This is a genomic window from Amycolatopsis mongoliensis (assembly GCF_030285665.1).
Classification (GTDB): Bacteria; Actinomycetota; Actinomycetes; order Mycobacteriales; family Pseudonocardiaceae; genus Amycolatopsis; species Amycolatopsis mongoliensis.
The window spans coordinates 8,389,041-8,413,674 of record NZ_CP127295.1; the positions used below are offsets into that span (position 1 = coordinate 8,389,041).

Consider the following 24,634-nt stretch of genomic DNA (forward strand, 5'->3'; position numbering starts at 1 on the left):
ATCTGGGAGCGCTTCCAGGCGCAGACGGTAGCCAGCCGGAAACGTGGATGTAAAGAATCGAGTCAGAAGGACACCGCGGCCGCCGGCGTCACATCTGCGCACCCGGCGAACGAGGACTCGCTGAACGCTCCTGAACAGCCGCGGCCGATGGTCGCCCACTCACTCGGACGGCCTAGCGGATCGACTACACCGAGTGCCGAGGAAACACCGTTTAGCGCCGAAGGTGTGCACCTCAGACGGGAACGCTCCCAGCCACCGGCGCCCCGGACCGTGTCGACCCGCCCATCACGCGTGCCGACCCTTCAATCACGCGTACTGACCCTTCAATCACGCGTACCGACCCTTCAATCACGCGTACTGACCCGCCGGGCCCCCGAGTCCGCCGGTCGAGCCGGGCGGCAAGGGTCGACACGCGTGATCGGGAGGTCGACACGCGTGATTGAAGGGTCGACACGGCGTCAGCTGGAGGCGCGGACCGCCAGGGAGACCGGGAGGATCTGCTGCCGCGGTTTGAGGTTCTGGTCGTCGAGCAGCTGCATCAGCGTCTCGACCATCGCGTGGACCTGCTCGCGCGGGTCCTGGTGCACCGATGTCAGGGGCGGGTCCATGGCCGGGGCCAGGGTCGCGTTGTCGTCGAAGCTGACCACCGCGACGTCTTCGGGGATCCGGCGGCCCGCCGCGTCGAGCGTCCGCAGGGCGCCGACCGCCATCATGTCGCTGGCGACGAACACCGCGTCGAGATCCGGGTGCCGGGCCAGCAGCGCGGACATCGCGCCGGCGCCGCCGGCCAGTGTGAAGTCGGCCTCTTCGGCCAGGTCGGCGGGGTCGAGCCCGGCGTCGAGGAGGGTCTTGCGCCAGCCTGCGAGCCGGTCGATCGGGGCGCTCTGGTCCTGCGGCCCGGCAATGGTGCCGATCCGCCGCCGGCCGGCCGCGACCAGGTGCTCCACCGCCAGCCGGGCGCCGCCTTCGTTGTCGAAGTCGACGACGTGCACGCCGCGCCGGATGCCGGCCGCCTGGCCACCGAACACGACCGGGATGCGCAGCAGCCGCAGGGCCTTGGGCAGCGGGTCGGCCCGGTGCGGCGCGAACACGAGCGCGCCGTCGACGTGCCCGCCTTCCAGGAACCGGACGGTCTTGCCGAGGTCTTCGCGCGTGTCGCTGAAGATCAGCACCATCTGGCGGCCGATGTCGGCGAGCTCGCGGTACCCGGCGCGCATGACGGCGGTGCGGTACGGGTCGTCGAGCAGCCGGGCCTCCGGCTCGGACAGCACCACGGCGATCGCGCCGGTGCGGCGGGTGACCAGGGAGCGGGCCGCCTGGTTCGGGGAATAGCCCAGGTCACGGGCCGCGGCCAGGACCTTCTCGCGCGCCGCCGCGCTGACGTACGCGTCGTCGTTCAACGCGCGTGACGCCGTCGACCGCGACACGCCGGCGAACGCCGCGACGTCCTCCAGCGTCGGCCGCTCTTCATCCCCTGCTCGAGGCCCCACGGATACCGCCCTCGCTCACCACCAACACCCGGACGCGACCAGCTTAACGGTCACGCAGGGCGATGTCCGGGAGCGCTCCTCGCAGGAAACGCTCCGGTTACGACCTCTTGACACCGGTGAAGCCCCCAACCAGACTCTGCGACACCTGGGAGCGCTCCCAGTCCGGGCTCCCAGCAGTGAGAGCGCTCATTCCCGTCAACAAGGTGGTTGGACACGTGAGAACGATCCGGAACGGCCTGGTCCTGGCACTGGGCATCACGATGACGGCGCTCGGCGCCACGGCCTGCGGCGGAGGCGGTGACAACACCCCGCCCGCGGCGGGTCCCAACGAGCACGTGGACCTGACGCTGGCGACGTTCACCGAGTTCGGCTACGAGGCACTCATCCCGGAGTACGAGCGACTGCACCCCAACATCAAGATCACGCACCGCAAGACCGGTCAGGGCGGCCCCTACCACCAGGACCTCATCACGAAGCTGGCCGCGGGCTCGGGCCTCGCCGACGTCGCCGCGGTCGAGGAGGGTCACCTCTCCGACGTCCTCGACAAGGGCTCGAAGTTCAACGACCTCAGCAAGATCGGCCCCGCCGACGCCTCCCCCGACCGCTGGCTCGGCTGGAAGTACGACGCCGCCAAGACCAAGGACGGCAAGGTCATCGGCTACGGCACCGACATCGGGCCGCTCGCCATGTGCTACCGCAAGGACATGTTCCAGGCCGCGGGCCTGCCGACCGACCCCGAAGCCGTGAAGCCGCTGTTCGCCACCTGGGACAGCTACTTCGCCGCCGGCGCCGACTACGTGTCCAAGACCAAGGGCAAGGCCTGGTTCGACTCGGCCTCGCAGAACTTCAACGCCATGGTCAACCAGCTCCCGCAGGGCTACATCGGCAGCGACGACAAGCTCGCCGTCGAGAGCAACCAGGGCATCAAGGACGCCTGGACCAAGGTCACCGACGCCGTCGCCAAGGGCGAGTCGGCCAAGCTGACCGCGTTCAGCAACGAGTGGAACACCGGCTTCAAGCAGGGCGCGTTCGCGACGAAGGTGTGCCCGGCGTGGATGCTCGGCGTGATCAAGGAGCAGGCCGGCCCGGAGAACGCGGGCAAGTGGGCGGTCACCGCGGCCTTCCCCGGCGGCGGCGGCAACTGGGGCGGCTCGTACCTGACCGTGCCGACGCAGTCGAAGCACCCGAAGGAGGCCGCCGAGCTCGCGGCCTGGCTGACCGCGCCCGAGCAGCAGATCAAGGCGTTCCAGGCCAAGGGCACCTTCCCCAGCCAGGTCAAGGCGCTGTCGGACCCGGCGCTGCTGAGCCAGACCGACGCCTACTTCGGCGGCGCGAAGGTCGGCGAGCTGTTCGCCGAGCAGGCCAAGAAGGTCCAGAAGCCGCAGTACAAGGGCCCCGGCGACGGCCAGATCCAGGAGAACGCCGCCAGCCCGGCCCTGCAGGCGGTCGAGCAGGGCAAGTCGGCGGCGGACGGCTGGCAGCAACTGGTCGACTCGGCGAAGAAGATCACTCGCTGACCTCATGACCGTCATCGACAAGAAGATCGCGCCAGGAGGGAGTAAGGCCGGGGAGCGCACGTCTCCCCGGCCCACCTTCCGGCACAAGCTGAGCCGGTGGGACGTCAAGGTATCGCCGTACCTCTACGTCGCGCCGTTCTTCATCGTCTTCGGGGTCGTCGGGCTGTTCCCGCTGCTCTACACCGCGTACGTGTCGCTGTTCAAGTGGAAGGCGGGCAGCGACGACCCCGACTTCATCGGCTTCGACAACTACAAGGAACTGGTCGGCGACGGCCAGTTCTGGAACGCGCTGACCAACACCGTCAGCATCTTCCTGCTTTCCAGCGTGCCGCAGATCATCATGGCGATCATGCTGGCGGCGTTGCTCGGCAGCCGGCTGCGCGGCGCCACCGGCTGGCGCGTCGGCATCCTGCTGCCGTACGCGGCCAGCCTCGTCGCGATCGGGATCATCTTCGCCAACCTGTTCGGCCCCAAGTACGGGCTGATCAACGGCGTGCTGCAGACCATCGGGCTGGACCCGGTCGACTGGCAGGCCAGCCGGTTCGGCAGCCACGTCGCGATCGCGATCATGGTGAACTGGCGCTGGACCGGCTACAACGCCCTGATCGTGCTGGCGGCCATGCAGGCCATCCCGAAGGAGCTGCACGAGGCGGCGCTCATCGACGGCGCGGGCACGTGGCGCCGCTTCTGGAACGTCACGCTGCCGCTGCTGAAACCGACGCTGATCTTCGTCATCATCACCTCGACGATCGGCGGCCTGCAGATCTTCACCGAGCCCAAGCTGTTCGACGCCCTGCCGGGGTCGAACAACGGCGGCTCCACCAACCAGTTCCAGACCGTGACGCTGTACCTGTACCAGTCGGCGTTCGAGAACTACAACCTCGGCTACGCCTCGGCGATCGCCTGGGTGCTGTTCGTGATCATCGTGCTCATCGCGCTGGTGAACTTCTTCCTCACCAGCCGGCTCGCGCACACCCCGGCGGTGAAGAAGAAATGACGACACTCCAAGGTGGGCTCCGGAAGTCCGTCGCCACGCTCGGCAGGCCGCGCAAGGCGACGTACGTCGTGCTGGCGATCTTCGTGCTCGGCTCGATGTTCCCGTTCTACTGGTCGTTCCTGGTGGCCAGCCGGGACAACGGGATGCTCACCGAACGCATCCCGCCGTTCGTTCCCGGCGGCAACTTCTTCGCCAACGCCGCCCGGGTGTTCGACACCGTGCCGTTCTGGAAGGCGCTGGCCAACAGCGTCATCGTGTCCGGCACCGTCACGCTGACCACGGTGTTGTTCTCCTCGCTGGCCGGGTTCGCCTTCGCGAAACTCCGGTTCAAGGGGCGCAACGGACTGTTCGTGTTCATCGTCGTGACGCTCGCGGTGCCCACCCAGCTGGGCATCATCCCCTTGTTCATCGCGATGTCGGAGCTGGGCTGGGCCGGTCACCTCCAGGCGGTGATCGTGCCCAACCTGGTCACCGCGTTCGGCGTGTTCTGGATGCGCCAGTACACGGTGGACGCGGTGCCGTACGAGCTGATCGAGGCCGCGCGCGTCGACGGCTGCAGCATGATCCGCATCTTCTGGAACGTCTGCCTGCCCGCGGTCCGCCCGGCGGCGGCGATCCTGGCGATGTTCACGTTCATGATGTCCTGGAACGACTTCCTGTGGCCGCTGGTGGTCCTGGACGCGGGCAACCCGACCGTCCAGGTCGCGCTGGAGAAGCTCCAGAGCGGCTACTACGTCGACTATTCGCTGGTGCTGGCCGGCACGACCCTGGCCACCATCCCGATCCTCATCGTCTTCGTCCTCCTCGGCCGCCAGATCGTGGCCGGGATCATGCAAGGTGCCGTGAAAGGGTGAACATGTCCGTACATCCCGACAGCGTTCGGGCGGCAGAGATCGGGGAAAGCGCCGCGTTGCCGTTCCCGCCCGGCTTCGTCTGGGGCGCCGCCACCGCGGCGTTCCAGGTGGAAGGGGCCACCACGGCCGACGGGCGCACCGACTCGGTCTGGGACGTCTTCGCGCGCCGTCCGGGTGCGGTAGTGGGCGGCGACACCGGCGACCCGGCCGCCGACCACTACCGGCGGTACTCCGAGGACGTCGACCTGATGCGCACGCTCGGCCTCGGCGCCTACCGCTTCTCGCTGGCCTGGCCCCGGGTTCGACCGGACGGTGGCGCCCCCAACCCCGCCGGGCTCGCGTTCTACGACCGGCTGGTCGACTGCCTCCTGGAGGCCGGGATCCAGCCGTGGGCGACGCTCTACCACTGGGACCTGCCCCAGGCGCTGGAGGAGCGGGGCGGCTGGACGAACCGCGACACTGCGTACCGGTTCGCCGAGTACAGCGAGACCGTGCTGGCCCGGCTCGGCGACCGCGTCGCCAGCTGGTCGACGCTGAACGAGCCGTGGTGCGCGGCGATGCTCGGCTACGCGGGCGGCATCCACGCGCCCGGCCGCACCGACCACCGGGCCGCCGTCGCCGCCACGCACCACCTGCTGCTGGGCCACGGGCTGGCGATGGACGTCATCCGCCGGCACGCGCCGGACGTTCCGGCCGGGATCACGCTCAACCTCTACCCGGTCGCCCCGCACGACCCGGCCAACGTCACCGACGTCTCCGCGGCCCGGCGCATCGACGGCCTGCAGAACCGGCTGTTCCTCGACCCGGTGCTGCGCGGCGGCTACCCGGACGACCTCGTCACCGACCTCGAGCCGTTCGGGCTGGGCGACGTCGTCGAACCCGAGGACAGCGCGATCATCGCGGCCCACGTCGACTGGCTCGGCGTGAACTACTACCGCGACTACCGCGTCGCGGGCCGCCCGGTGCCCGGCAGCGAGCCGGCGGGCCCGGAGTGGGTCGGGGCGGGCGACGTCCACTTCGTCCCGGACCCGGCGGCGCCCCGCACGGACTCGGGCTGGGAGGTGCAGCCGGCCGGGCTGACCGAGTCGCTGCTGCAGGTCCACCGCGGCTACCGCCGGGTGCCGCTGTACATCACGGAGAACGGCGCGGCCTACCCGGACGTCGTCGCCGACGGCGGTGACATCGTCGACACCGACCGCGTGGCGTTCCTGGACTCCCACCTCCGGGCGGCGCACGACGCGCTGGCGGCCGGGGTCGACCTGCGCGGGTACTTCTACTGGTCGCTGCTGGACAACTTCGAGTGGGCCGAGGGGTACGCGAAGCGGTTCGGCCTGATCCACGTCGACTACGCGACGCAGCGTCGGACGCCGAAGCGGAGTGCCCACTGGTACGCCCGGGTGATCGGGCTGAACGGCCTGGGCTGAGGCCCGGCGGTTCCGTTCCGTGGAGGCCGCCGGCGCGGGTGGCCTGCACGGGGGTGAGGGGTGCGGCCGGGCCCGAGGGATCCGGGCCCGGCCGCGGCTCACCCGCCCCCGCGGCTGCAGTGAATGACTCATTCACGTCGTCTGACGACATGAATGAGTCATTCACGTCGTTCGGCCCGGCGGCAGGCCGAGCGGGGAACCGGCGCGAGGTGGGGCGTGCAATCGGCGGCCGGCGTTGCCAGACTGGCCGGTATGGGACTGCGCAGCGAAGCTTGGTTCAACAACCCCGCCGACCCCGGGATGACCGCGCTCTACCTCGAGCGGTACATGAACTGGGGCCTCACCCGGGAGGAACTGCAGTCCGGCCGGCCGATCATCGGCATCGCGCAGACCGGCTCCGACCTGTCCCCCTGCAACCGGCACCACCTGCAGCTCGCCGACCGCACCCGCGAGGGCATCCGCGAGGCCGGCGGGATCGCCATCGAGTTCCCGGTGCACCCCATCCAGGAGACGGGCAAGCGCCCGACCGCCGCGCTCGACCGCAACCTCGCCTACCTCGGCCTGGTCGAGACGCTCTACGGCTACCCGATCGACGGCGTCGTGCTCACCACCGGCTGCGACAAGACGACCCCCGCGTGCCTGATGGCCGCCGCCACCGTCGACATCCCGGCCATCGTGCTGTCCGGCGGCCCCATGCTCAACGGGTGGTACAACGGCGAGCGCACCGGATCCGGGACCATCGTCTGGAAGGCCCGCGAGCTGCTCGCCGCCGGGGAGATCGACGACGCCGGGTTCATGGAGCTCGTCGCGTCGTCCGCGCCGTCGCCGGGGCACTGCAACACCATGGGCACCGCCTCCACGATGAACGCGCTCGCCGAAGCGCTCGGGATGAGCCTGCCCGGCTGCGCGGCCATCCCGGCGCCGCACCGCGACCGGGCGCGGATGGCCTACCGCACCGGCCGGCGGATCGTCGAGATGGTGCGCGAGGACCTCAAGCCGTCGGACATCCTGACCCGCGAAGCGTTCGAGAACGCCATCGTGGTGAGCTCGGCGATCGGCGGCTCGACCAACGCGCCCATCCACATCGGCGCGATCGCCCGGCACGTCGGCGTCGACCTGCCCCTCGGTGACTGGCAGCGGCTCGGCCACCACGTCCCGCTGCTGGTCGACCTCCAGCCGGCCGGGAAGTACCTCGGCGAAGAGTTCCACCGCGCGGGCGGGGTCCCGGCCGTGGTGCACGAGCTGATGCGCCACGGGCTCGTCCACGAGGACGCGCCGACCGTCAACGGCCGCACGCTCGGCGACAACTGCCGCGACGCCGAGGCCGGCGACCGCGACGTCATCCGCACGTTCGACACCGCGCTGGTGGCCGACGCCGGCTTCCTGGTCCTCCACGGCAACCTCTTCGACGCGGCGATCATGAAGTCCAGTGTCATTTCGCCCGAGTTCCGGCGCCGGTACCTGGCCGGCGGCGTCTACGAGGGCACCGCGGTCGTGTTCGACGGCCCGGAGGACTACCACGCCCGCATCGACGACCCGGACCTCGGCGTCGACGAGCACTCGCTGCTCGTCATGCGCGGTACCGGGCCGCTCGGCTACCCGGGCGCGGCCGAGGTGGTGAACATGCGGCCGCCGGCGGAGCTGATCAAGCAGGGGATCCGTGAGCTGCCGTGCCTCGGCGACGGCCGCCAGTCCGGTACGTCCGGATCGCCGTCGATCCTCAACGCCTCCCCCGAGGCCGCGGCCGGCAGCGGGCTCGCCGTGCTGCGGACCGGCGACCGGGTGCGGATCGACCTCGCCGCCGGCACCGCGGACGTCCTGATCCCGGACGAGGAGCTCGCGCTGCGCCACAAGGAGCTGGCGGAGGCGGGCGGGTACCCGGTCCCGGACTCGCAGACGCCGTGGCAGGAGATCCAGCGGTCCATGGTCGACCAGCTCTGCGACGGCATGGTGCTGCGCCCAGCGGTGGCGTACCAGCGGATCGCGAAGACGAAGGGCGTCCCCCGCGACAACCACTGACTTCCCGAAAAGTGCCGCTTCGGACGGGGGCGGAACGGGTACCACTCCGGTAGCCGAGGCGAGGAGGCCCACCATGCTGCCGGATCGCGAACGCAACGCTCTGCGCGAAATCGAGCTGGAGCTGCAGGCGAGCGACCCCGCGTTCGCCGCCGCGTTCGCCGGCCGCACGCTGCGCGAGGCCAGGCGGTGGAACCTGCTGCTCGTGCTGTGCGACGTCACCGCGGTGGTCATGCTGGTCGTCGGCCTGTTCGCCCGCGATGCCGCGCTGGTGCTCTGGGGAACCGTCGCGGCGGGCGCGCTGGTGGCTTGGCACATCGCCCGCGCCGAGACGGCCCGCAAGTCCGCTCCGGACGGCACGACCGCCGCCACCGACTCGCTCTGAGCCCGGCGGCCGGTCCACCGGTCCACAGTGTCCTCTTCGGACTATTCGGCCGCCTTCGCCGCGCCGGTGACCGCCTCCGCCATCGCCGGCACCAGCGCCTCGTCGAACACGCTCGGCACGATGTGCCCCGCATCCAGGTCTTCCCCCACCACGTCCGCCAGCGCACGTGACGCAGCCAGCAGCATCTCGGGCGTCACGCGCGGCGCACCCGAGTCGAGCAGGCCGCGGAACATCCCCGGGAAGGCCAGCACGTTGTTGATCTGGTTGGGGAAGTCGCTGCGGCCGGTGGCGACGATCTCCGCGTGCTCGCGCGCGGCGTCCGGGTCGACCTCCGGGTCCGGATTGGCCAGGGCGAAGACGATCGCGCGGTCGGCCATCGCGGCGACGTCGCCGGAGTCGAGGAGGCCGCCCGCGCTGACGCCGACGAACACGTCCGCGTCGCGCACCGCGTCCCGCAGGCTTCCGGTGGCTCCGGCGGCGTTGGTGTTCTCCGCCAGCCAGTGCTTCTCCCCCATCAGGTCCCGGTCCGGGTGCAGCACGCCTTCGCTGTCGCAGACGACGATCCGCTCGGACCGGTAGCCCGCGCGCAGCAGCAGCCGCGCGATCGCGCTGCCCGCCGCGCCGGCTCCCGCGATGACGACCGACGTGGCGCCGGGCTCGCGGCCGGTCAGCTTCAGCGCGTTGTGCAGGGCGCCGAGCACGACGACCGCCGTGCCGTGCTGGTCGTCGTGGAACACCGGGATGTCCAGCTCGTCGTGCAGGCGCCGTTCGACCGTGAAGCACCGCGGCGCGGCGATGTCCTCGAGGTTGATCGCGCCGAACGACGTCGCGAGGTCCTTGACGGTGCGGACGAGGTCGTCGGGTTCACGGCTGACCGGGCAGATCGGCCAGGCGTCGACGTCGGCGAACCGCTTGAGCAGCGCGGCCTTGCCCTCCATCACCGGCAGCGCGGCGGCCGGCCCCTGGTCACCGAGCCCGAGCAGGGCGGACCCGTCGGAGACGATCGCGACGGAGTTGCCCTTGACCGTCTCGCGGGCGAGCACCGACGGATCGTCCGCGACCCGCTTCGCCTGCTCCGCGACGCCCGGGGTGTACTGCTCGGCCAGATCCTCGGGGGTGTCCAGGACGACGCGGGTCGCGACTTCGACTTTTCCTCGGCTCCGGGTCATGGCCGCGGGGTACCCGTGCCGCGCGAAGGAGAACCACGCGTTTACCCGGCCGTGGGACGGGGAACTTCCGCGCACATGCCGGACACCCGCGGTGCGGAGCCGCCGGACAGCACCGATCTCGGCGAGTTGCGGTCGGCGGCCGCCGGCTGTCACGGGTGCGCGCTCCACAAGGGCGCGACGCAGACCGTTTTCGGCGAAGGGGCGAAGAAAGCGAAGATCCTGGTCGTCGGCGAGCAGCCGGGCGACCAGGAGGACCTCGCGGGCGAGCCGTTCGTCGGGCCCGCCGGGAAGCTCCTGGACCGCGCCTTCGAAGAGGCCGGCTTCGACCGGAAGACGCTGTACGTCACCAACGCGGTCAAGCACTTCAAGTTCAAGCGCGCCGAACGCGGGAAGCGGCGCATCCACCAGAAGCCCGGTCGCACCGAGGTGGTCGCCTGCCGGCCGTGGCTGCTGGCCGAACTGCGGGCGGTGCGCCCGGAGCTGGTGCTGCTGCTGGGTGCGACGGCCGCGCAGTCGTTGCTGGGGCCGAAGTTCCGGCTGACCGCCCACCGCGGCGAGCTCGTCGAGGCGCCCGAGGACGTGGCCGACCAGGTGCCGTCGGCCGTCGCGACCGTGCACCCGTCGGCGGTCCTGCGCGCCCCGGACCGCGACGAGGCCTACGCGGCCTTCGTGGCGGACCTGAAGGCGGCCGGCCAGACGCTCAAGTGAGCTGCTTCAGTGCCGCTTCCGCCGAGGCCGCGTGCTCGTCCAGGTCCCGCCACGGGTCGCCCTTGCGCGCCAGACGCTGCTTCTCCCTGGCCAGGCTCCAGCCGTCCGGCTCGGCCTTGCCCAGCTCCCGCCAGTCCAGCGGGGTCGCGGCAGCCGCGCCCGGGCGGGCGCGCAGCGAGTACGGCGCGACGAACGTCTGCGCATAGCCGTTGCGGTTGGCGTCCAGGAAGATACGGTCGCCACGCTTCTCCTTGCGCTGGGCCGTGGTCAGGCGGTCCGGGTCGTCCGCGGCCACGGCGTCGGCCAGCGCGCGCGACAGCTCGAGCACGACGTCGGTGTCCGACTGCGCGTCCAGGGGCGCGAGCACGTGGAAGCCGCGGCCGCCGGTCGCCTGGACGAACGGTGTCAGCCCGGCCCGCTCGTAGTGGTCGCGGATCCGCCGCGCGACCGCGCGCAGCTCGGCGGCCGGGGTGCCGTCCGGCGGGTCGAGGTCCAGCACCAGCCGGTCCGGCCGCTCCGGCGCGTCGGCCGTGGACAGCCAGACGTGGAACTCCAGGGTGCCCTGCCGCGCGAGGTAGTCCAGCGTTCCGGCGTCGTCGCAGACCACGTAGTCGTCCGTGCCCCCGTCGCGCCGGGGGACGCTCTCGACGCGGACCGAGTCCGGGAAGTGCTCCCCCGGGTGCTTCTGGAACCAGCCCTGTCCTTCGATGCCGTCCGGGAACCGCCGCAGGGTCAGCGGGCGGCCGCGCAGGTGCGGCACCATGACGTCGGCGACCGCGCGGTAGTACTCGACGACGTCGCCCTTCGTCAGCCCGTCGCCGGGGTAGAACACCTTGTCCGCATGGGAAATCTCGTCGCTCACGCCCGCTCCCGTACGACGTCCGCCGCCTTCTTGTCCTCGCGCAGCCCGGCGAACCGCGGGTGCCGCAGCCGCCCGTCGCGCGTCCATTCGGAGAAGTCGATCTGCGCGACGAGGTCCGGCCGGACCCAGTGCGCGCCGCTCTCCTTGACCGGCCCGGCGAACGGCGAGCGCGAGGTCTCCCGCTTTCGCAGCTCGGCGTGCAGCGACGCCAGCAGCTTCTCGTCGAACCCGGTGCCGACCTTGCCGGCGTACTTCAGGCCGCCGTCCTCGTGGTAGCCGAGCAGGAGCGCGCCGAAGCCGTGCCGCGCGCCCTGCGGGTCGGTGAAGCCGCCGATCACCAGTTCCTGACCCTGCGCGCACTTGAACTTCAGCCAGTCGGGTGACCGCCCGTGGTGGTAGGGCGCGTCCGCCCGCTTCGCGATGATGCCTTCCCAGCCGCGCCGGCAGGCCTCCGCGTAGAACTTCTCCCCCTCGGTGTTGCGATGCGCCGACAGCCGGAGCGGGTCCTCGAAGTCGAACGCGTCGCGCAGCAACGCCTTCCGCTGCCGCAGCGGCAGCCCGGTCGTGTCGTGGTCGTCGTAGTACAGCAGGTCGAACAGGTAGTAGTAGACGCGCACGCCGGTCGCCCGCGCGCGATCCGGGTCGCTGACGTGGATCCGCGGCTGCAGGGCGGCGAAGCTGGTGTTGCCGCCGTCGAACGCCACGATCTCGCCGTCCGCCGCGAACCGCGGCCCGCCCTGGTCCGCGAGGGCTTCGACGAGCTCGGGGTAGGCGTTGTCCATCACCTTGTGGTTGCGCGAGTAGAGGGTCGGCGTCCCGGAATCGCGCACGCAGATCGCGCGGACGCCGTCCAGCTTGCGCTCGTAGATCCAGTTCTCGTCGGAGAACCGGCGGTCGGTGAGCGTGGCCAGGGTCGGTTCGCGCCAGGCCGGTCCGGTCACGACGCCTTCAGCGCCTTCTCCAGCTCGGCGCGCGTCATCTTCGACCGCCCCTTCACCCCTTGCTCGCGGGCGAGCTTGTCGAGGTCGGTCTTGGACAGGCCGGCGAGGTCGGGGCCCTTCTTCTTCGTCGTCTTCTTGCCGCCGCCCTTGCGGTTCTTCACGCTGCGCGAGAGCGCCTCGAACAGGTCGACGACGTCGGCCGACGGCTCCGGCTCCTCCTCGTGGGCGATCTCCTTGCCCTGCTTCTTGGCCTTGATCAGCTCCTCGACGCGCTCGGAGTACTCGTCGCGGTAGTCGCCGGGCTTCCACGGCGCCGTCATCTCGTCGACGAGCGCGAGCGCCATGTCGAGCTCCTTGGGCCGCGGCTTCGGCAGGCTGGGCAGGCCGCCCATGACGTCCTTCGGCTTCCGCAGGTCCGCGACGAAGTGCAGGGTGTTGAGCACCATGACGTCCTCGCCGGCCCGGATCGCACAGAGGTACTCCTTGCCGCGCAACACGAACTTCGCGACGCCGGCCTTCTCGCTGCGGTCCATCGCCTGCAGCAGCAGGCCGTACGCCTTGGCGAAGTCCTCCTTCGCCGGCTTGAGCCAGTACGTGCGGTCGTAGAACCACGGATCGATCTCGTCGAGCTCGACGAACTGCTCGATGTCGATCCGCCGGGACCGTTCGGGGGCGATCTCGTCCAGCTCGTCGGGCTCGACGAGCACGTGGTCACCCCCACCGAGGTCGTAGCCCTTGACGATCTCGTCCTGGGTCACCTCGTCGCCGGTCCGCTCGTTCACCCGGCGGTTGCGGATCCGGTCCGACGTCCCGCGCTCGAACTGGTGGAAGTGGATCGTGTGGTCCGCCACCGCCGGGTACAGCTCCACCGGCACGGTGACCAACCCCAGGCTCAGCGCGCCGCTCCACACCGGTCTGGCCATGTCTCGACCTCCTCACCGGCAGCGATACCCGCGTGGACGCCGCCCGAAACGCGGCGTCGTCGCGGTGCGTGACGAACGGTGGCCCGGGAACGCCGGAGCCCGCCGGGACCGGGTGGTCTCGGCGGGCTCCGGGTGCGTCGTGCGTCAGGCGACTTCGCTGCTGCGGCCGCCGGACCGGTGCAGGCCCAGCATGTCGAGCAGCTGCGCGCAGTCTTCGGGGTCCTTGGCGTTCGCCGCGACGGCCAGCGCGGCCTTGCGCCGGGTCGCGGCCTGTGCCGGCGTGTCCTCGCCCTCGAGGAGGAGGTCCGCCACCGGTCGCAGGTCGTTCCGCTTGTCTCGCATGTTCCGCTCCCCTCCGGCAATCTCCGGTCAACGTCCGCCGGCCGACTACCCGGTCTCATCCCACCCGACACAAGAGGCACCGAACGGGTTCCAGGAGACGGCCGACACTAGGCCGAACGAGTGAATTCACCGGGTTCCGGCCAGGAAACCGGCAAGGTGTGTGAGACCCACGTCACACCAGGAGGCCGGATGGGCACCCAGATCCGCATCAGCCGTGAGGACGGGTCGCTCCCCTGCGAAGTCTGCGGCTTCCCGACGATGCACGTGGCCCGGGTCGTGGCCGACGACGGGACCGTGCTCGGGCGGACCCTGGTCTGCACGACCTGCCAGCGCAGCAGGCACCGGCCCGACGCGATGGCCGAGTCCGACGTGCCCCCGGCGACCTGACGCGCCAGGACGCCTCGCGTACCCGGAGACACGGGTACCGGAGCCGCGGGTCACGCCGTCGTGGTCGCGACCGCCTCCACGAACTCCGCCGCCACCTCGTGCAGCTTCCGGTTGCCGTCCTGGGAGCGCTTCACCAGCCGCTGGAACGCCTCTTCCGCGGTGATCCGGTGCGCGGCCATGAGGATCCCCTTGGCCTGGTCGATCACCGCCCGCGTCTCGAGCGCCCGGTTCAGCTGGTCGATCAGCTCGCGGGCCGCGAAGTACCGGCGCGCGCTGCGCAGGCCGAAGACCACCGTCGCCGTGTACAGCTCGAGGATCTTCGTGCCCAGCTCGCTGAAACCGTGCTCGCCGAAGCCGAACAGGTTCACCGCGCCGGACATGTCTTCGTCCACGGTCAGCGGCGCGGCCAGGAAGCTGGCCACGCCCAGCTGTTCGGCCTTCGACACGAACTGCGGCCACACGTCACCCACCGCCCCGACGCCGACGCGCACCGGCTGCCCGGTCTCGGCCGCCCGCAGGCACGGACCGTCCCCGATCCGGTACTGCTCGCGGTCGAAGTTCACCGCCCGCTGGTCGGTGCTGGCCACCGTCTCCGGCAGGCCTTCGCGCACCAGGGTGATGCTCGCCATGTCGGCCCCCGGCACCACCTGCACCACGTGGTCGCACACCGCCTGCAGCATCTGGCCCAGGTCGAGCTCCGAGTCCAGCATCACGGTGAGGGATTCCATCGCGACGGTGACTTCGTCCAGCCGCGCGGTGAGCTGCTCATGGCCGCCCGTCATCCTGGTGACGCCCCTCTTCTTGTTCTCAGGGCGCTCTGGACCAGGGAGGACCCGGGCGCGCGCCACTAGTGGGCCGCTAGCGCTTTAACGGGTCCAGCGCGAGATTACTGCATCCCGGTCAGCGCGGGCACAAGCGGTCACCACGGCAGTGCGCCACCCGCCCGTTCGGAGCAACGACGGTTGCGGGCCGCTCGCACGGGGTTAGGCTCGGGCGATCGGTTCAGCACAGCAGCCGGCTCGGAACACCTCGAGCGCGGCGCCCCCGGCCCGCGCGGTACCAGGACGGCGGCGAACCGGCATGAAAGTCCCCCGACCACGAAATCCTCGCTTGCGGCTGCGCACGACGTGGCCGGCTCCGCACGCGGTGCTGATCACCGTCCGCGGAGCCCTCGACACCGGGACGGCCGGTGACCTGGCCGCCCTGGTTTCGGACCGCCTGTGGGCGACCCCGGAGCGGCTGGTCCTCGACCTGTCCGAAGTGGACTTCCTCGGTGTGGCGGGTGTCCGGGTGCTGCTGCACACGGCGTTGCAGGCCGAGCAGAACGGCACGGACCTGCTGGTGGCGACCGGGACGAACCCGATGGTCCGCCGGGCCCTGCGGGTGACCGAGGCCGACCGGCGGCTCGCGACCTCCGCCCAGCGCCCCGAGCCCGCACCGGCCTGAGCAGCCGCCGGACCGCGGCGGGCGGTCAGCGCGACGAACCCGCGGTGCCGGCGTGTCCCTCCCGCGACCGAGGCGGGCTCATGCCGCGGTCCATCGCCCTGGCCTGGGCGCGCTTCGACCGGACGTGCCGCTCCTCCTCCATCCGCTCGACCACTTCCGGGTGGTGCAGCTCGAACGCGGGCCGCTCCGACCGGATGCGCGGCAGGTCCAGGAAGTTGTGCCGCGGGGGCGGGCACGTCGTCGCCCATTCGAGGCTGTTGCCGTAGCCCCACGGGTCGTCGACCAGGACCTGCTCGCCGTAGCGGTAGCTCTTCACCACGTTCCAGATGAACGGCAGGGTCGATGCGCCCAGGAGGAACGCGCCGATCGTGGAGATCGTGTTCAGGGTGGTGAAGCCGTCGGTGGGCAGGTAGTCGGCGTACCGGCGCGGCATGCCCATGTCGCCCAGCCAGTGCTGGATCAGGAACGTGGTGTGGAAGCCGATGAACGTCGTCCAGAAGTGCCACTTGCCTAGTGCCTCGTCGAGCATCCGGCCGGTCATCTTCGGGAACCAGAAGTAGATCCCGGCGAACGTCGCGAACACGATCGTGCCGAACAGCACGTAGTGGAAGTGGGCGACGACGAAGTAGGAGTCGGTGACGTGGAAGTCCAGCGGCGGCGACGCCAGGATCACGCCGGTGAGGCCGCCGAAGAGGAACGTGACCATGAAGCCGACCGACCACAGCATCGGTGTCTCAAAGGTCAGGTGGCCCTTCCACATCGTGCCGATCCAGTTGAAGAACTTGATCCCGGTCGGGACGGCGATGAAGAACGTCATGATGGAGAAGAACGGCAGCAGCACCGCGCCGGTGGCGAACATGTGGTGCGCCCACACCGCCGCCGAGAGCGCGGTGATCGCGATCGTGGCGAACACCATCAGCCGGTAGCCGTAGAGCGGTTTGCGGCTGAACACCGGGACGATCTCGGTGACGATCCCGAAGTAGGGCAGCGCCACGATGTAGACCTCGGGGTGGCCGAAGAACCAGAACAGGTGCTGGAACATGATCGCCCCGCCGTTGCCGGGGTCGAACACGTGCGCTCCGAGCCGGCGGTCCGCTTCGAGCCCGAACAGCGCGGCGGTGAGGATCGGGAACGCCAGCAGGATGAGGATGGCGGTGAACAGGATGTTCCAGGTGAACAGCGGCATCCGCCACATCGTCATCCCGGGGCAGCGCAGGCAGACGATCGTGGTGATCATGTTGACCGCGCCGAGGATGGTGCCGAGCCCGGACACGATCAGGCCCATGATCCACAGGTCGCCGCCGACGCCTGGGGAGTGGATGGCGTTGGACAGCGGCGTGTAGGCCGTCCAGCCGAAGTCGGGCGCGCCGCCCGGGGTGAGGAACGAGCTGATCACGATCAGCCCGCCGAACAGGTAGAGCCAGTAGGCGAAGCCGTTGAGCCGCGGGAACGCGACGTCAGGTGCGCCGATCTGCAGCGGCAGGATGTAGTTGGCGAACCCGAAGAGGTTCGGGGTGGCGTAGAGCAGCAGCATGATCGTGCCGTGCATGGTGAACAGCTGGTTGTACTGCTCGGGCGAGAGGAACTGCAGCCCGGGGCGGGCCAGTTCGCCGCGCATCAGCAGTGCCATCGCGCCGCCCGCCATGAAGAAGGCGAACGACGTGGTCAGGTACAGCAGCCCGATCTGCTTCGGGTCGGTGGTGCGCAGCAGGCCCAGCAGCACGCTGCCCTTGGGGCCCCGCCGCGCCACCGCCAGGGGCACCGCCCGCAGCGTCGGCTTCACGTCGGTCATCCGCAACTCCCGTCGCCGGGCTGTCCGTACTGGGCGTATTACTCCTGCCGACGCCACTCCGCGCTCACCCGAACGGGTAGATCTACTCCCGCAATGCCGGGAGCAGCTCCTTCTCGGCGAAGTCGAGGAAGCCTTCCTGCTGGTCGCCGCCGATCTGGATCAGCGCGACGTCGGTGAAGCCCGCCTTCTCGAACTCGCGGACGCCCTCGACGATCGGCTCGACGTCCGGGCCGCACGCGATCGAACCGGCGACGTCGTCCTCGCGGACGAACTGCGTAGCCCCGGTGAAACCGGCCGGACCCGGCAGCTCGGCGTTGACCTTCCAGCCCCCGGCGAACCAGCGGAACTGCTCGTGCGCCCGCTTCACGGCGGCATCGCGGTCGGTACCCCACGACACCGGCAGCTGCGCGATCTTGCGGGTCGGCCGGCCCAGCTTCGTCGCGTCCCACTCGCTCGACAGCTCGGCCTTCGGCTCGACGGCGATCATCACGTCGGCCACCGGGGCGAACCGCTTGATCGACTGCGAACCGGACACCGCGACCCCGATCGGCGTCCGCTTCTCCGGCAGGTCCCACAGCTTCGCCGAGTCGACGCGGAAGTGCTTGCCCTCGTAGTCGAAGTAGCCGCCGTCTAACAGGCCGCCGATGATCTGCACGGCCTCGGCGAGCATGTCGTGCCGGACGTTCGCCGGCGGCCAGCCACGGCCCACGACGTGCTCGTTGAGGTTCTCGCCCGCCCCGAGCCCGAGGGTGAACCGGCCGCCCGAGAGCGCCTGCACGGTCGCCGCCTTCTGCGCGACCACCGCCGGGTGGTAGCGCATGGTCGGGCAGGTCACGAACGTCATCAGCTCGGCGCGATCGGTGACCTGCGTCACGGCGCCCAGCACGCTCCAGGCGTAGGGCGAGTGCCCCTGCTCGGCCAGCCAGGGCGAGTAGTGGTCGCTCATGACCTCGAAGTCGAAGCCGGCCTGTTCCGCACCGGCGGCGAACCGGACCAGTTCGTTCGGCCCGGTCTGCTCGGTCATCAGCGTGTAGCCGATCCGCATCGGCGCCTCCTTTCGGTCCTGCCCCGCGTACCCGCTCCCCGGCGTGGGTAACCGGCTCGTCGCCGGCGGGTCGATCCCGCTGCGCACCGCCCGGAAGTGACGTTTATCCGGTGATCGACCGGGTACTCGACGCGGGAGACGAAGGGAGCGGTCATGCCTCAGGCGTGGAGCAAGAAGCGCGAGCGCCAGTACGAGCACGTCAAGGACTCGGCCGAGGACCGGGGAGCCGGCCCGAAGCGGGCGAAGGAGATCGCGGCCCGGACGGTGAACAAGAACCGGGCGCAGTCGGGTGAGTCCCGCGAGGCCGGCAAGACGTCCCTCGAGGACAAGTCCCCGCAGCAGCGCGGCGGCGAACGGTCCGGCAACCGCAAGGGTCCCGGCGGCCCGACGAAGGACCAGCTGTACAACGAAGCCAAGAAGCGGAACATCAACGGCCGCTCGACGATGACCAAGAAGGAACTCGAACGGGCGCTCGGCCGGTGACCAAACCGGAAATCCCTGACCACGAAGTGTCGTCATTCGCCCAGATGGGTAGTACCTCACGCATGGAAGAAACACGAAGCGGTAGTTCGCGCAGCGGCAAGCCGACGCTGGACGAGCTGCTCGAGGAACTGGTGGAGCTGCGCCTGCCCGCGATGGCGGAGCAGATCCCCCTCGTCCGGATGCTCACGCACGGCGTGGTGTCGCGCGCGGACTTCGGACTGGACGCGATCGCCGACGCCAAGATGGCCGTCGACGAGGCGTGCGCCCAGCTCGTCCAGCTGGCCGAGCTCGGCACCCAGCTGCACTGCCGCTTCCGGCAGGGTCCCGACGGCCTGCACGTGACCATCTCGACGCGCTCGAGCGACCCGCGGCCCCCGAGCGACCGCACGTTCGGCTGGCACGTCCTCACCACGCTGAGCCGGTCGGTGACCGCGCACTGCGACGTCCTTCCCGGCGGAGGCGCGGGCATCGTCACGATCGAGCTGGTGCTCAACCCGGGAACGAGCGCGTGAGCACCGAGCGCAGAACCCTCCTCCACCGCCCGGACGAATACGCCCACTGCGAACCGCTGTTCGAAGAGCTGGGCGGGCTCGACCCCGACGACCCGCGGCGCGAGGCCGTCCGCAGCAAGCTGGTGACCGAGCTGCTGCCGCTCGCCGAGCACATCGCCACCCGCTTCTCGGGCCGCGGCGAGCCGCGCGAAGACCTGGTCCAGGTGGCGCGGATCGGCCTGATCAACGCGGTCGACCGGTTCGACCCCACCCGCGGCCACGACTTCCTGTCCTTCGCGGTGCCGACGATCATGGGCGAGGTGCGGCGGCACTTCCGGGACACCGGCTGGTCGGTGCGGGTCCCGCGGCGGCTCAAGGAGCTCCACCTGTCCCTGAGCCAGGGCTCGGCCGCGCTGTCCCAGCGCCTCGGCCGCGCGCCGACGCCGACCGAGCTGGCCGAGCACCTCAACCTGGACGTCGACGAGGTCCGCGAAGGGCTGCTGGCCGGCAACGCCTACCAGGCCCTGTCGGTCGACAAGCCGGTGCACGACGACGCCGAGGCGCTGTCGCTGGCGGACACCATGGGGGAACCCGACCACGAGATGGCCATGGTCGAGAACCACGAGGCCCTCCAGCCGCTGCTCCAGGAGCTGCCGAAGCGGGAGCGCGCGATCCTCGTGATGCGTTTCTTCGGCGGGCTGACCCAGACGCAGATCGCCGACCGCGTCGGCATCTCGCAGATGCACGTCTCCCGGCTGCTGTCGCAGACGCTGGAGCAGCTCCGCGGGAAGCTCACCGGCGAAGGCTGAGTCCCGCCGGTTCCCGTTCCTCCCCCGGCACGCGTCTTGAATGACTCGTTCAGGTCCTCGGACGAGGTGAATGAGTCATTCAAGACGTTTCAGGCCGGTCAGCGGAGCCAGCCCGGGCGCCCGCCCTTCCGGAGCCGCCGCCACTCCTCCGCGAACCGCGCGCGCAGCTTCTCCGCCGTCTCGCCGTCCCGGGCGTAGAGCATCCCGAACGTGAAGGTGTTCTGCCCTTCGCCGTGCCCGGCGATGGTGAGGTGGTGCAGGACCTCCCGGCCGACCGCGGTGTCCTGGTGCTCGCCCAGCGTGCTCTGGACGGCCTTGACGTTCTTGCGCCACTGCCGCAGCTTCTTGCCGTAGACCGGCTTCACGGTGTCGGCGGCGTAGCGGGCCCGCTTCGCCTTCTTGCGGACCTCGTGCAGGGCGGTCTCGAGCTCGTGCCCGGTCAGCTCGCGCGCCGCCGCTTCGGCGCGGCGCAGTTTCCGGGCGGCCTTGCGCACCGGCTTGCGCAACGCGGACTTCGCCGGCTTGCGCGCCCGGCCGGTCAGCGGCGGTTCCGCCACCACGGCGTCCAGCGCGCGCAGCAGGTGCAGGTACCGCTTGCCGGCCAGCGTCGCCATCGCCCGCGCCCGGCCTTCCTCCGCCTCGCGGGCGAAGTAGCGGGTGAGGTACTGGCGCAGCGGCCCGAACAGCAGCTCGGAGGGGATGTCGTCGAGCTGCTCGCGGAGCCGTTCCTCGCTGACCTCGGCGTCCCTGGCCGGCGCCAGCTGCTGCCCGAGCCACTTCAGCTCGGCCGCGAGCGGCGCGGTCTTCTCCTCGTCCACAATGGACCCGAAGGTCCGCAGGGCACTGCGCAGCTTCCGGGTCGCGACGCGCATCTGGTGCACGGAATCCTCGACGTCCAGCCGAACCCCGACGTCCGCCCGGCGCAGCCGGGCGTAGTGCTCGCGCAACGACGTCAGCACGACGTCGCCCGCCGTCGGCTTCTTGCGGTCCCGGGGCGGCGCGGGAACGCGGTCGCCGATCAGGCGCCGCAGCTTCGACGGCCAAGGTGAGGGCGAGGCGCCGGCTTCGGCCAGCGCCCGGTCGAACTCCTCGAGCCGGCCGGGATCGGTCTCGGGGTCGAGCTCCAGTTCCAGCTCACGCCACTCGTCGAGCCGCGCGCTCTCCCCGCCGGCCTCCCCCGTCACGTGGTCGTCGGTGAGGGTCGCGACGGTCCGGCCGTCGCCGTCGGCCAGCCGGTGGGCGAACCGGTCGGTGCGCAGGTGCGCGATCGGCACCAGCTTCTCCCCCAGCGTGTAGGCGCGCACGAGCCGGCGGAGCCGCCCGGGGACCTTGTTCGGGTCACCGCCCAGCGGCACCTGGATCTCCTGCCGCTCGTCGGCGGAGACGGGCAGCTTGAGGTGCCAGCCGGCGTCGTGGCCGCCGACGCGCCGCCGCAGCGTGATGCCGCTCGCGGCCAGCCGGAAGGTCCCGGTGTCGTAGTAGGAAGCGTCGAGGACGTGCTCGACCGGGTCGTCCTGGGTCTCGACGCCGGCGACGCCGACGAGCCGCGGCACCCCGCTGCCCGTGACGATCTCGTACTTGCGCTCGCGCTCGATCACCGACGACGGCGCTGCCATGGTCATCCTCCTCGGGGGCCGGTTCTCCTGGCGAATACCCGGCGCGTGCCGGCCCGACACGGGATTCGGCGGGCGGGCAGCGGGTATCCGCCCGGGAAACCCGAGTCCGGACCAGGAGCGTGCATGAACGGCAGCCAGCCCGCAACCGACCTGACCACCGTCCTCGCCGGCGACCACCGGCAGCTGGACCGGCTGTGCACCGAGATCGAGCTCGGCCAGGGCAGTCCCGAGAACCGCAAGGACCTCGCCGACCACCTGATCGCCGAGCTCGTCCGCCACGCCGTCGCCGAAGAGTCCTTCCTCGACGGCGAAGGCGATCTCACGGAGGCGGAGGGCCTGATGCGCGAGCTGGAGGGCGCGGGACCGCAGGAGACCCGGTTCGAGCGCCTGCTGGGCGGGCTGATCCGCGCCGTGCGCCGGCACGTCCGCGACGAGGGCCCGGCGGCGGTGCGCCGGGTCCGGCTCACCTGCTCGCCCGAGCGCCGGGCCGAGCTGGGCAAGGAGGTGCTGGCGATCCGGGACGCCGCGGCGACGCTGCCGCACCCGGACCTCTCCGACCGCATGCCGCAGGCCGACCAGCTGTGGCCGGGCCCGGGCTTCGTCGACCGGGCGCGGGCCGCGCTGCGCCAAGCGGCAGGCTCGCACGGCGAAGCACCGGCATCGGGTTGAATGGAGGCCCATCCCCGGAGACGACGGAGACGCATGAGCATCGGCGAGGACGAGTGGGCGCGGGAGCGGGCCGGGTTCGGGCAGGACGGTGAGCAGCCGGCCGGCCCGCTGGCCGGCCAGTTCGCCGAGCTCACGCGCACGCTGCTCGACGTGACGCCGACCGTCGGCGGCGTGCTCCGGCTCGTCGTCGGCGCCGCGAAGGCGATCCTGCCGGACGCCGACCTGGTCAGCGTCACCCTGCGGGAGCCGGACGGCAGGTACCACACGCCGGTCGAGACCGACTCGGTCGCGGTCCGGCTGGACCAGGTGCAGTACGACCACGGCGAGGGGCCGTGCGTCGAGTCGGCCCGCCCCGACGGGCCGGCCATCGCGTGGTCCCAGGACCTCGCGCGCGACCCGCGCTGGCCGGCGTTCGGCCCGGCCACGGCCGCCCACGGCTACCACTCGGTGCTCGCGACGGCCTTGCTCCCGGACGTCCGCCCGCCCCGGCGCTCGGGCGCGCTGAACATCTACTCGAGCCGGCCGGGCGCGTTCGACAACCGCGCGATCGACCAGGCGCTCCTGCTGGCGACGCACGCGTCCCTGGCGCTGGCGCACACGGAGGCCGTGGCGGCGGCCGAGCTGGAGAGCGAGAACCTGCGCCGCGCGGTCGAGAGCCGGGACGTGATCGGCCAGGCGAAGGGCATCCTGATGCAGCGCCGCGGCATCACGGCCGACGAAGCCTTCGACGTCCTGCGGCGCGCGTCCCAGGACCTGAACGTCAAGCTGGCCGACCTGGCCCGGACCCTCGCCACCCGGCACACCGAGGTGGACCTGCCGGTGGCGGAGCGCTGAACCCGGACCCGGGCGAGGGCGGTACTTCCCCGCGGGAAGTACCGCCCTCGAAACGAAATCCGCCTACGGAGCCGAGTACGGGGCCCGGTTCTCCAGCGACGGGCTGACGTCCGGGTACGTGCCCGGCTGACCCGGCACCGGCGTCACCGTCGTGCCCGCCTGCTCGGGCTCGACCCGCTGCTTCCGGCCGCCGCGCTGGACGACCGCCTCGACCTCCTGCTCACCGCGGATGCGGGAAAGCGCGGCGAGGGTGATCCCGTGGGCCAGGGCCAGGATCAGCAGCAGGACACCCACGCGGGTGACTACGCCGGTCAGGTCGCCGCCGATGTCGATGGTCGACACCAGCGCCAGGACGCCCAGGGTCGCGAGGTGGAACAGGACCGTGACCAGCCGGGTCATCGACGCGCCCGCCGCCGGGTCGCCGTAGGAGTTCTCAAGGTAGCGACGGCCGCTGCGGTAGATGATCTGCCCGTCGATCAGGACCAGCACCACCCCGATCACGAGAAACGAGAGATACGCGTTGGTGCTCATGCCGAACGCTCCTTCCAGGGGGACCTCTCCGGGTGAGTACCCGGCCGGTTGCGCAGGGAAACGCCGCGGTCACCCCGTGAAGGTGTCCGGGTCCGGCCCGGTGCGGCGGCCGTCGTCGAGCTTGCCGATCGCCGTCATGTCCTCCTCGTCGAGTTCGAAGCCGAACACGTCGATGTTCTCCTTGATCCGGTCCGGCGACGACGACTTCGGGAAGACGATGTTCCCGAGCTGGAGGTGCCAGCGCAGCACCACCTGCGCGGCCGTCCGGTCGTGCTTCCCGGCCAGCTCGGTCAGCACCGGGTCCGCCAGCACCTCCGCCTGGGCCAGGGGGCTCCACGCCTCGGTCGCGATGCCGTGCGCCTGGTGGTAGGCACGCAGCTCCGTCTGCTGCAGGGCGGGGTGCAGCTCGATCTGGTTGACCGCGGGCACGGTGCCGGCCTCCTCGGCGAGCCGGTCGAGGTGGGCGGGCTGGAAGTTCGAGACGCCGATGGCGCGGGCCTTGCCCGCCCGCAGGATGTCCCCGAAGGCCCGCCAGGTCCGGACGTAGTTGTCCTTGTGCGGCAACGGCCAGTGGATCAGGTACAGGTCGACGTAGTCGAAGCCGAGGCGCCGCAGGCTGCCTTCCAGCGCGTTGATCGCGTTGTCGTGGCCGTGCGCGTCGTTCGCCAGCTTCGTCGTGACGAACACGTCTTCGCGCGCGATCCCCGACTCCGCGACGCCGGCGCCGACGCCCCCCTCGTTCCGGTACATCTGCGCGGTGTCGATGTGGCGGTAGCCGGCCTCGAGCGCGGTCCGCACGGCCTGGGCGGTCTCCTCGGGCGGGATCTGGAACACGCCGAACCCGAACTGCGGGATCCGCACGCCGTTGTTCAGTTCCACGGCCGGGACGTCGGGGGGAGTCAT

Annotated in this window: 26 protein-coding genes; 14 read left to right on the forward strand and 12 right to left on the reverse strand. The window is 71.0% G+C overall.

Annotated features, from left to right (window positions below):
* Positions 1-458 precede the first annotated feature (458 nt).
* Positions 459-1,454 carry a LacI family DNA-binding transcriptional regulator gene (locus QRX60_RS40180; protein ID WP_286003800.1) on the reverse strand — a complete coding sequence of 332 codons (996 nt, stop codon included), beginning with the start codon at positions 1,452-1,454 and terminating at the stop codon, positions 459-461.
* Between the two features lie 251 nt (positions 1,455-1,705).
* On the opposite strand from QRX60_RS40180, the gene QRX60_RS40185 reads away from it, so the two are divergent.
* The 6 genes from QRX60_RS40185 (at position 1,706) to QRX60_RS40210 (ending at position 8,683) form a co-directional block, all read left to right on the forward strand.
* A complete protein-coding gene (locus QRX60_RS40185) occupies positions 1,706-3,007 on the forward strand; it encodes an ABC transporter substrate-binding protein (RefSeq protein ID WP_285996691.1) in 1,302 nt (433 codons plus the stop codon).
* A gap of 4 nt (positions 3,008-3,011) precedes the next feature.
* Positions 3,012-4,004, forward strand: a complete 993-nt coding sequence (locus QRX60_RS40190) for a carbohydrate ABC transporter permease (protein WP_285996692.1) — start codon at positions 3,012-3,014, stop codon at positions 4,002-4,004.
* A complete protein-coding gene (locus tag QRX60_RS40195; protein ID WP_285996693.1) occupies positions 4,001-4,858 on the forward strand; it encodes a carbohydrate ABC transporter permease in 858 nt (285 codons plus the stop codon). Before QRX60_RS40190 ends, QRX60_RS40195 begins: the two co-directional genes overlap by 4 nt.
* 2 nt (positions 4,859-4,860) lie before the next feature.
* Positions 4,861-6,282 carry a GH1 family beta-glucosidase gene (locus tag QRX60_RS40200; protein WP_285996694.1) on the forward strand — a complete coding sequence of 474 codons (1,422 nt, stop codon included), beginning with the start codon at positions 4,861-4,863 and terminating at the stop codon, positions 6,280-6,282.
* A 252-nt stretch (positions 6,283-6,534) separates the two neighbouring features.
* Positions 6,535-8,301 (forward strand): IlvD/Edd family dehydratase, encoded by a 1,767-nt coding sequence (locus tag QRX60_RS40205; RefSeq protein WP_285996695.1) that lies wholly within the window; start codon positions 6,535-6,537, stop codon positions 8,299-8,301.
* A gap of 73 nt (positions 8,302-8,374) precedes the next feature.
* The gene (locus tag QRX60_RS40210) at positions 8,375-8,683 is read left to right on the forward strand and encodes a DUF3040 domain-containing protein (RefSeq protein WP_285996696.1); all 309 of its coding nucleotides are present in this window, start codon (positions 8,375-8,377) and stop codon (positions 8,681-8,683) included.
* Between the two features lie 41 nt (positions 8,684-8,724).
* Here QRX60_RS40210 and QRX60_RS40215 read toward each other — a convergent pair whose 3' ends face one another.
* On the reverse strand, positions 8,725-9,852 hold the full coding sequence (locus QRX60_RS40215; protein ID WP_285996697.1) for an NAD(P)-dependent malic enzyme: 1,128 nt from the start codon (positions 9,850-9,852) through the stop codon (positions 8,725-8,727).
* Positions 9,853-9,927: 75 nt separating this feature from the next.
* On the opposite strand from QRX60_RS40215, the gene QRX60_RS40220 reads away from it, so the two are divergent.
* The gene (locus QRX60_RS40220) at positions 9,928-10,560 is read left to right on the forward strand and encodes a UdgX family uracil-DNA binding protein (protein WP_285996698.1); all 633 of its coding nucleotides are present in this window, start codon (positions 9,928-9,930) and stop codon (positions 10,558-10,560) included.
* Here the strand turns inward: QRX60_RS40220 and ligD (QRX60_RS40225) are convergent.
* From ligD (QRX60_RS40225) to QRX60_RS40240, 4 genes are all read right to left on the reverse strand, one after another.
* Positions 10,553-11,422, reverse strand: coding sequence for a non-homologous end-joining DNA ligase (gene ligD, locus QRX60_RS40225; protein WP_285996699.1), 870 nt, complete (start codon positions 11,420-11,422; stop codon positions 10,553-10,555). The two genes, QRX60_RS40220 and ligD (QRX60_RS40225), sit on opposite strands and share 8 nt — an antisense overlap.
* Complete coding sequence (gene ligD / locus QRX60_RS40230; protein ID WP_285996700.1) at positions 11,419-12,363, reverse strand: non-homologous end-joining DNA ligase; 945 nt, start codon at positions 12,361-12,363, stop codon at positions 11,419-11,421. Before ligD (QRX60_RS40230) ends, ligD (QRX60_RS40225) begins: the two co-directional genes overlap by 4 nt.
* Positions 12,360-13,286, reverse strand: a complete 927-nt coding sequence (gene ku, locus QRX60_RS40235; RefSeq protein ID WP_285996701.1) for a non-homologous end joining protein Ku — start codon at positions 13,284-13,286, stop codon at positions 12,360-12,362. The genes ligD (QRX60_RS40230) and ku overlap by 4 nt, the downstream gene beginning before the upstream one ends.
* 144 nt (positions 13,287-13,430) lie before the next feature.
* Positions 13,431-13,628 (reverse strand): hypothetical protein, encoded by a 198-nt coding sequence (locus QRX60_RS40240; RefSeq protein WP_285996702.1) that lies wholly within the window; start codon positions 13,626-13,628, stop codon positions 13,431-13,433.
* A gap of 189 nt (positions 13,629-13,817) precedes the next feature.
* Between QRX60_RS40240 and QRX60_RS40245 the strand changes: the two genes are divergently transcribed.
* Positions 13,818-14,015, forward strand: a complete 198-nt coding sequence (locus QRX60_RS40245) for a hypothetical protein (RefSeq protein WP_285996703.1) — start codon at positions 13,818-13,820, stop codon at positions 14,013-14,015.
* 50 nt (positions 14,016-14,065) lie between these two features.
* Here QRX60_RS40245 and QRX60_RS40250 read toward each other — a convergent pair whose 3' ends face one another.
* Complete coding sequence (locus tag QRX60_RS40250; RefSeq protein WP_285996704.1) at positions 14,066-14,797, reverse strand: ANTAR domain-containing response regulator; 732 nt, start codon at positions 14,795-14,797, stop codon at positions 14,066-14,068.
* A gap of 328 nt (positions 14,798-15,125) precedes the next feature.
* Here QRX60_RS40250 and QRX60_RS40255 point away from each other — a divergent pair, with 328 nt between their 5' ends.
* Positions 15,126-15,461, forward strand: coding sequence for an STAS domain-containing protein (locus QRX60_RS40255; RefSeq protein ID WP_285996705.1), 336 nt, complete (start codon positions 15,126-15,128; stop codon positions 15,459-15,461).
* 25 nt (positions 15,462-15,486) lie between these two features.
* Here the strand turns inward: QRX60_RS40255 and ctaD are convergent, their stop codons facing one another.
* Both ctaD and QRX60_RS40265 read right to left on the reverse strand, forming a co-directional pair.
* On the reverse strand, positions 15,487-17,253 hold the full coding sequence (gene ctaD, locus QRX60_RS40260) for an aa3-type cytochrome oxidase subunit I (protein ID WP_285996706.1): 1,767 nt from the start codon (positions 17,251-17,253) through the stop codon (positions 15,487-15,489).
* An 82-nt stretch (positions 17,254-17,335) separates the two neighbouring features.
* Positions 17,336-18,298, reverse strand: coding sequence for a TIGR03557 family F420-dependent LLM class oxidoreductase (locus tag QRX60_RS40265; RefSeq protein WP_285996707.1), 963 nt, complete (start codon positions 18,296-18,298; stop codon positions 17,336-17,338).
* Between the two features lie 153 nt (positions 18,299-18,451).
* On the opposite strand from QRX60_RS40265, the gene QRX60_RS40270 reads away from it, so the two are divergent.
* The 3 genes from QRX60_RS40270 (at position 18,452) to QRX60_RS40280 (ending at position 20,081) form a co-directional block, all read left to right on the forward strand.
* Positions 18,452-18,781: a plasmid stabilization protein gene (locus tag QRX60_RS40270; protein WP_285996708.1), complete on the forward strand. Its 330-nt coding sequence runs from the start codon at positions 18,452-18,454 to the stop codon at positions 18,779-18,781.
* Between the two features lie 62 nt (positions 18,782-18,843).
* Entirely contained in the window at positions 18,844-19,293 is a 450-nt protein-coding gene (locus QRX60_RS40275; protein WP_285996709.1) for an ATP-binding protein, read from the forward strand.
* The gene (locus QRX60_RS40280; protein ID WP_285996710.1) at positions 19,290-20,081 is read left to right on the forward strand and encodes a SigB/SigF/SigG family RNA polymerase sigma factor; all 792 of its coding nucleotides are present in this window, start codon (positions 19,290-19,292) and stop codon (positions 20,079-20,081) included. Before QRX60_RS40275 ends, QRX60_RS40280 begins: the two co-directional genes overlap by 4 nt.
* Positions 20,082-20,179: 98 nt before the next feature.
* Here the strand turns inward: QRX60_RS40280 and QRX60_RS40285 are convergent, their stop codons facing one another.
* The gene (locus QRX60_RS40285) at positions 20,180-21,697 is read right to left on the reverse strand and encodes a CYTH and CHAD domain-containing protein (RefSeq protein WP_285996711.1); all 1,518 of its coding nucleotides are present in this window, start codon (positions 21,695-21,697) and stop codon (positions 20,180-20,182) included.
* Between the two features lie 123 nt (positions 21,698-21,820).
* On the opposite strand from QRX60_RS40285, the gene QRX60_RS40290 reads away from it, so the two are divergent.
* Together QRX60_RS40290 and QRX60_RS40295 are read left to right on the forward strand one after the other, a co-directional pair.
* Entirely contained in the window at positions 21,821-22,366 is a 546-nt protein-coding gene (locus QRX60_RS40290; protein WP_285996712.1) for a hemerythrin domain-containing protein, read from the forward strand.
* A gap of 33 nt (positions 22,367-22,399) precedes the next feature.
* Positions 22,400-23,200 (forward strand): GAF and ANTAR domain-containing protein, encoded by an 801-nt coding sequence (locus QRX60_RS40295; RefSeq protein ID WP_285996713.1) that lies wholly within the window; start codon positions 22,400-22,402, stop codon positions 23,198-23,200.
* Positions 23,201-23,263: 63 nt separating this feature from the next.
* On the opposite strand, the gene QRX60_RS40300 is transcribed toward QRX60_RS40295, so the two are convergent.
* Both QRX60_RS40300 and QRX60_RS40305 read right to left on the reverse strand, forming a co-directional pair.
* Positions 23,264-23,731: a hypothetical protein gene (locus tag QRX60_RS40300; RefSeq protein ID WP_285996714.1), complete on the reverse strand. Its 468-nt coding sequence runs from the start codon at positions 23,729-23,731 to the stop codon at positions 23,264-23,266.
* Positions 23,732-23,800: 69 nt separating this feature from the next.
* On the reverse strand, positions 23,801-24,634 hold the full coding sequence (locus QRX60_RS40305) for an aldo/keto reductase (protein ID WP_285996715.1): 834 nt from the start codon (positions 24,632-24,634) through the stop codon (positions 23,801-23,803).

Excerpts from the sequence above, each read along its gene's own strand:
- QRX60_RS40265 (WP_285996707.1), bottom strand. The coding sequence starts at position 18,298 with ATGCGGATCGGCTACACGCTGATGACCGAGCAGACCGGGCCGAACGAA.
- QRX60_RS40290 (WP_285996712.1), top strand. The coding sequence starts at position 21,821 with ATGAACGGCAGCCAGCCCGCAACCGACCTGACCACCGTCCTCGCCGGC.
- QRX60_RS40200 (WP_285996694.1), top strand. The coding sequence starts at position 4,861 with ATGTCCGTACATCCCGACAGCGTTCGGGCGGCAGAGATCGGGGAAAGC.
- QRX60_RS40220 (WP_285996698.1), top strand. The coding sequence starts at position 9,928 with ATGCCGGACACCCGCGGTGCGGAGCCGCCGGACAGCACCGATCTCGGC.
- QRX60_RS40275 (WP_285996709.1), top strand. The coding sequence starts at position 18,844 with ATGGAAGAAACACGAAGCGGTAGTTCGCGCAGCGGCAAGCCGACGCTG.
- QRX60_RS40305 (WP_285996715.1), bottom strand. The coding sequence starts at position 24,634 with ATGACTCCCCCCGACGTCCCGGCCGTGGAACTGAACAACGGCGTGCGG.
- ku (WP_285996701.1), bottom strand. The coding sequence starts at position 13,286 with ATGGCCAGACCGGTGTGGAGCGGCGCGCTGAGCCTGGGGTTGGTCACC.
- QRX60_RS40300 (WP_285996714.1), bottom strand. The coding sequence starts at position 23,731 with ATGAGCACCAACGCGTATCTCTCGTTTCTCGTGATCGGGGTGGTGCTG.
- QRX60_RS40215 (WP_285996697.1), bottom strand. The coding sequence starts at position 9,852 with ATGACCCGGAGCCGAGGAAAAGTCGAAGTCGCGACCCGCGTCGTCCTG.
- ctaD (WP_285996706.1), bottom strand. The coding sequence starts at position 17,253 with ATGACCGACGTGAAGCCGACGCTGCGGGCGGTGCCCCTGGCGGTGGCG.
- QRX60_RS40190 (WP_285996692.1), top strand. The coding sequence starts at position 3,012 with ATGACCGTCATCGACAAGAAGATCGCGCCAGGAGGGAGTAAGGCCGGG.
- QRX60_RS40210 (WP_285996696.1), top strand. The coding sequence starts at position 8,375 with ATGCTGCCGGATCGCGAACGCAACGCTCTGCGCGAAATCGAGCTGGAG.
- QRX60_RS40195 (WP_285996693.1), top strand. The coding sequence starts at position 4,001 with ATGACGACACTCCAAGGTGGGCTCCGGAAGTCCGTCGCCACGCTCGGC.
- QRX60_RS40285 (WP_285996711.1), bottom strand. The coding sequence starts at position 21,697 with ATGGCAGCGCCGTCGTCGGTGATCGAGCGCGAGCGCAAGTACGAGATC.
- QRX60_RS40295 (WP_285996713.1), top strand. The coding sequence starts at position 22,400 with ATGAGCATCGGCGAGGACGAGTGGGCGCGGGAGCGGGCCGGGTTCGGG.
- QRX60_RS40245 (WP_285996703.1), top strand. The coding sequence starts at position 13,818 with ATGGGCACCCAGATCCGCATCAGCCGTGAGGACGGGTCGCTCCCCTGC.
- QRX60_RS40240 (WP_285996702.1), bottom strand. The coding sequence starts at position 13,628 with ATGCGAGACAAGCGGAACGACCTGCGACCGGTGGCGGACCTCCTCCTC.
- QRX60_RS40270 (WP_285996708.1), top strand. The coding sequence starts at position 18,452 with ATGCCTCAGGCGTGGAGCAAGAAGCGCGAGCGCCAGTACGAGCACGTC.
- QRX60_RS40250 (WP_285996704.1), bottom strand. The coding sequence starts at position 14,797 with ATGACGGGCGGCCATGAGCAGCTCACCGCGCGGCTGGACGAAGTCACC.
- QRX60_RS40205 (WP_285996695.1), top strand. The coding sequence starts at position 6,535 with ATGGGACTGCGCAGCGAAGCTTGGTTCAACAACCCCGCCGACCCCGGG.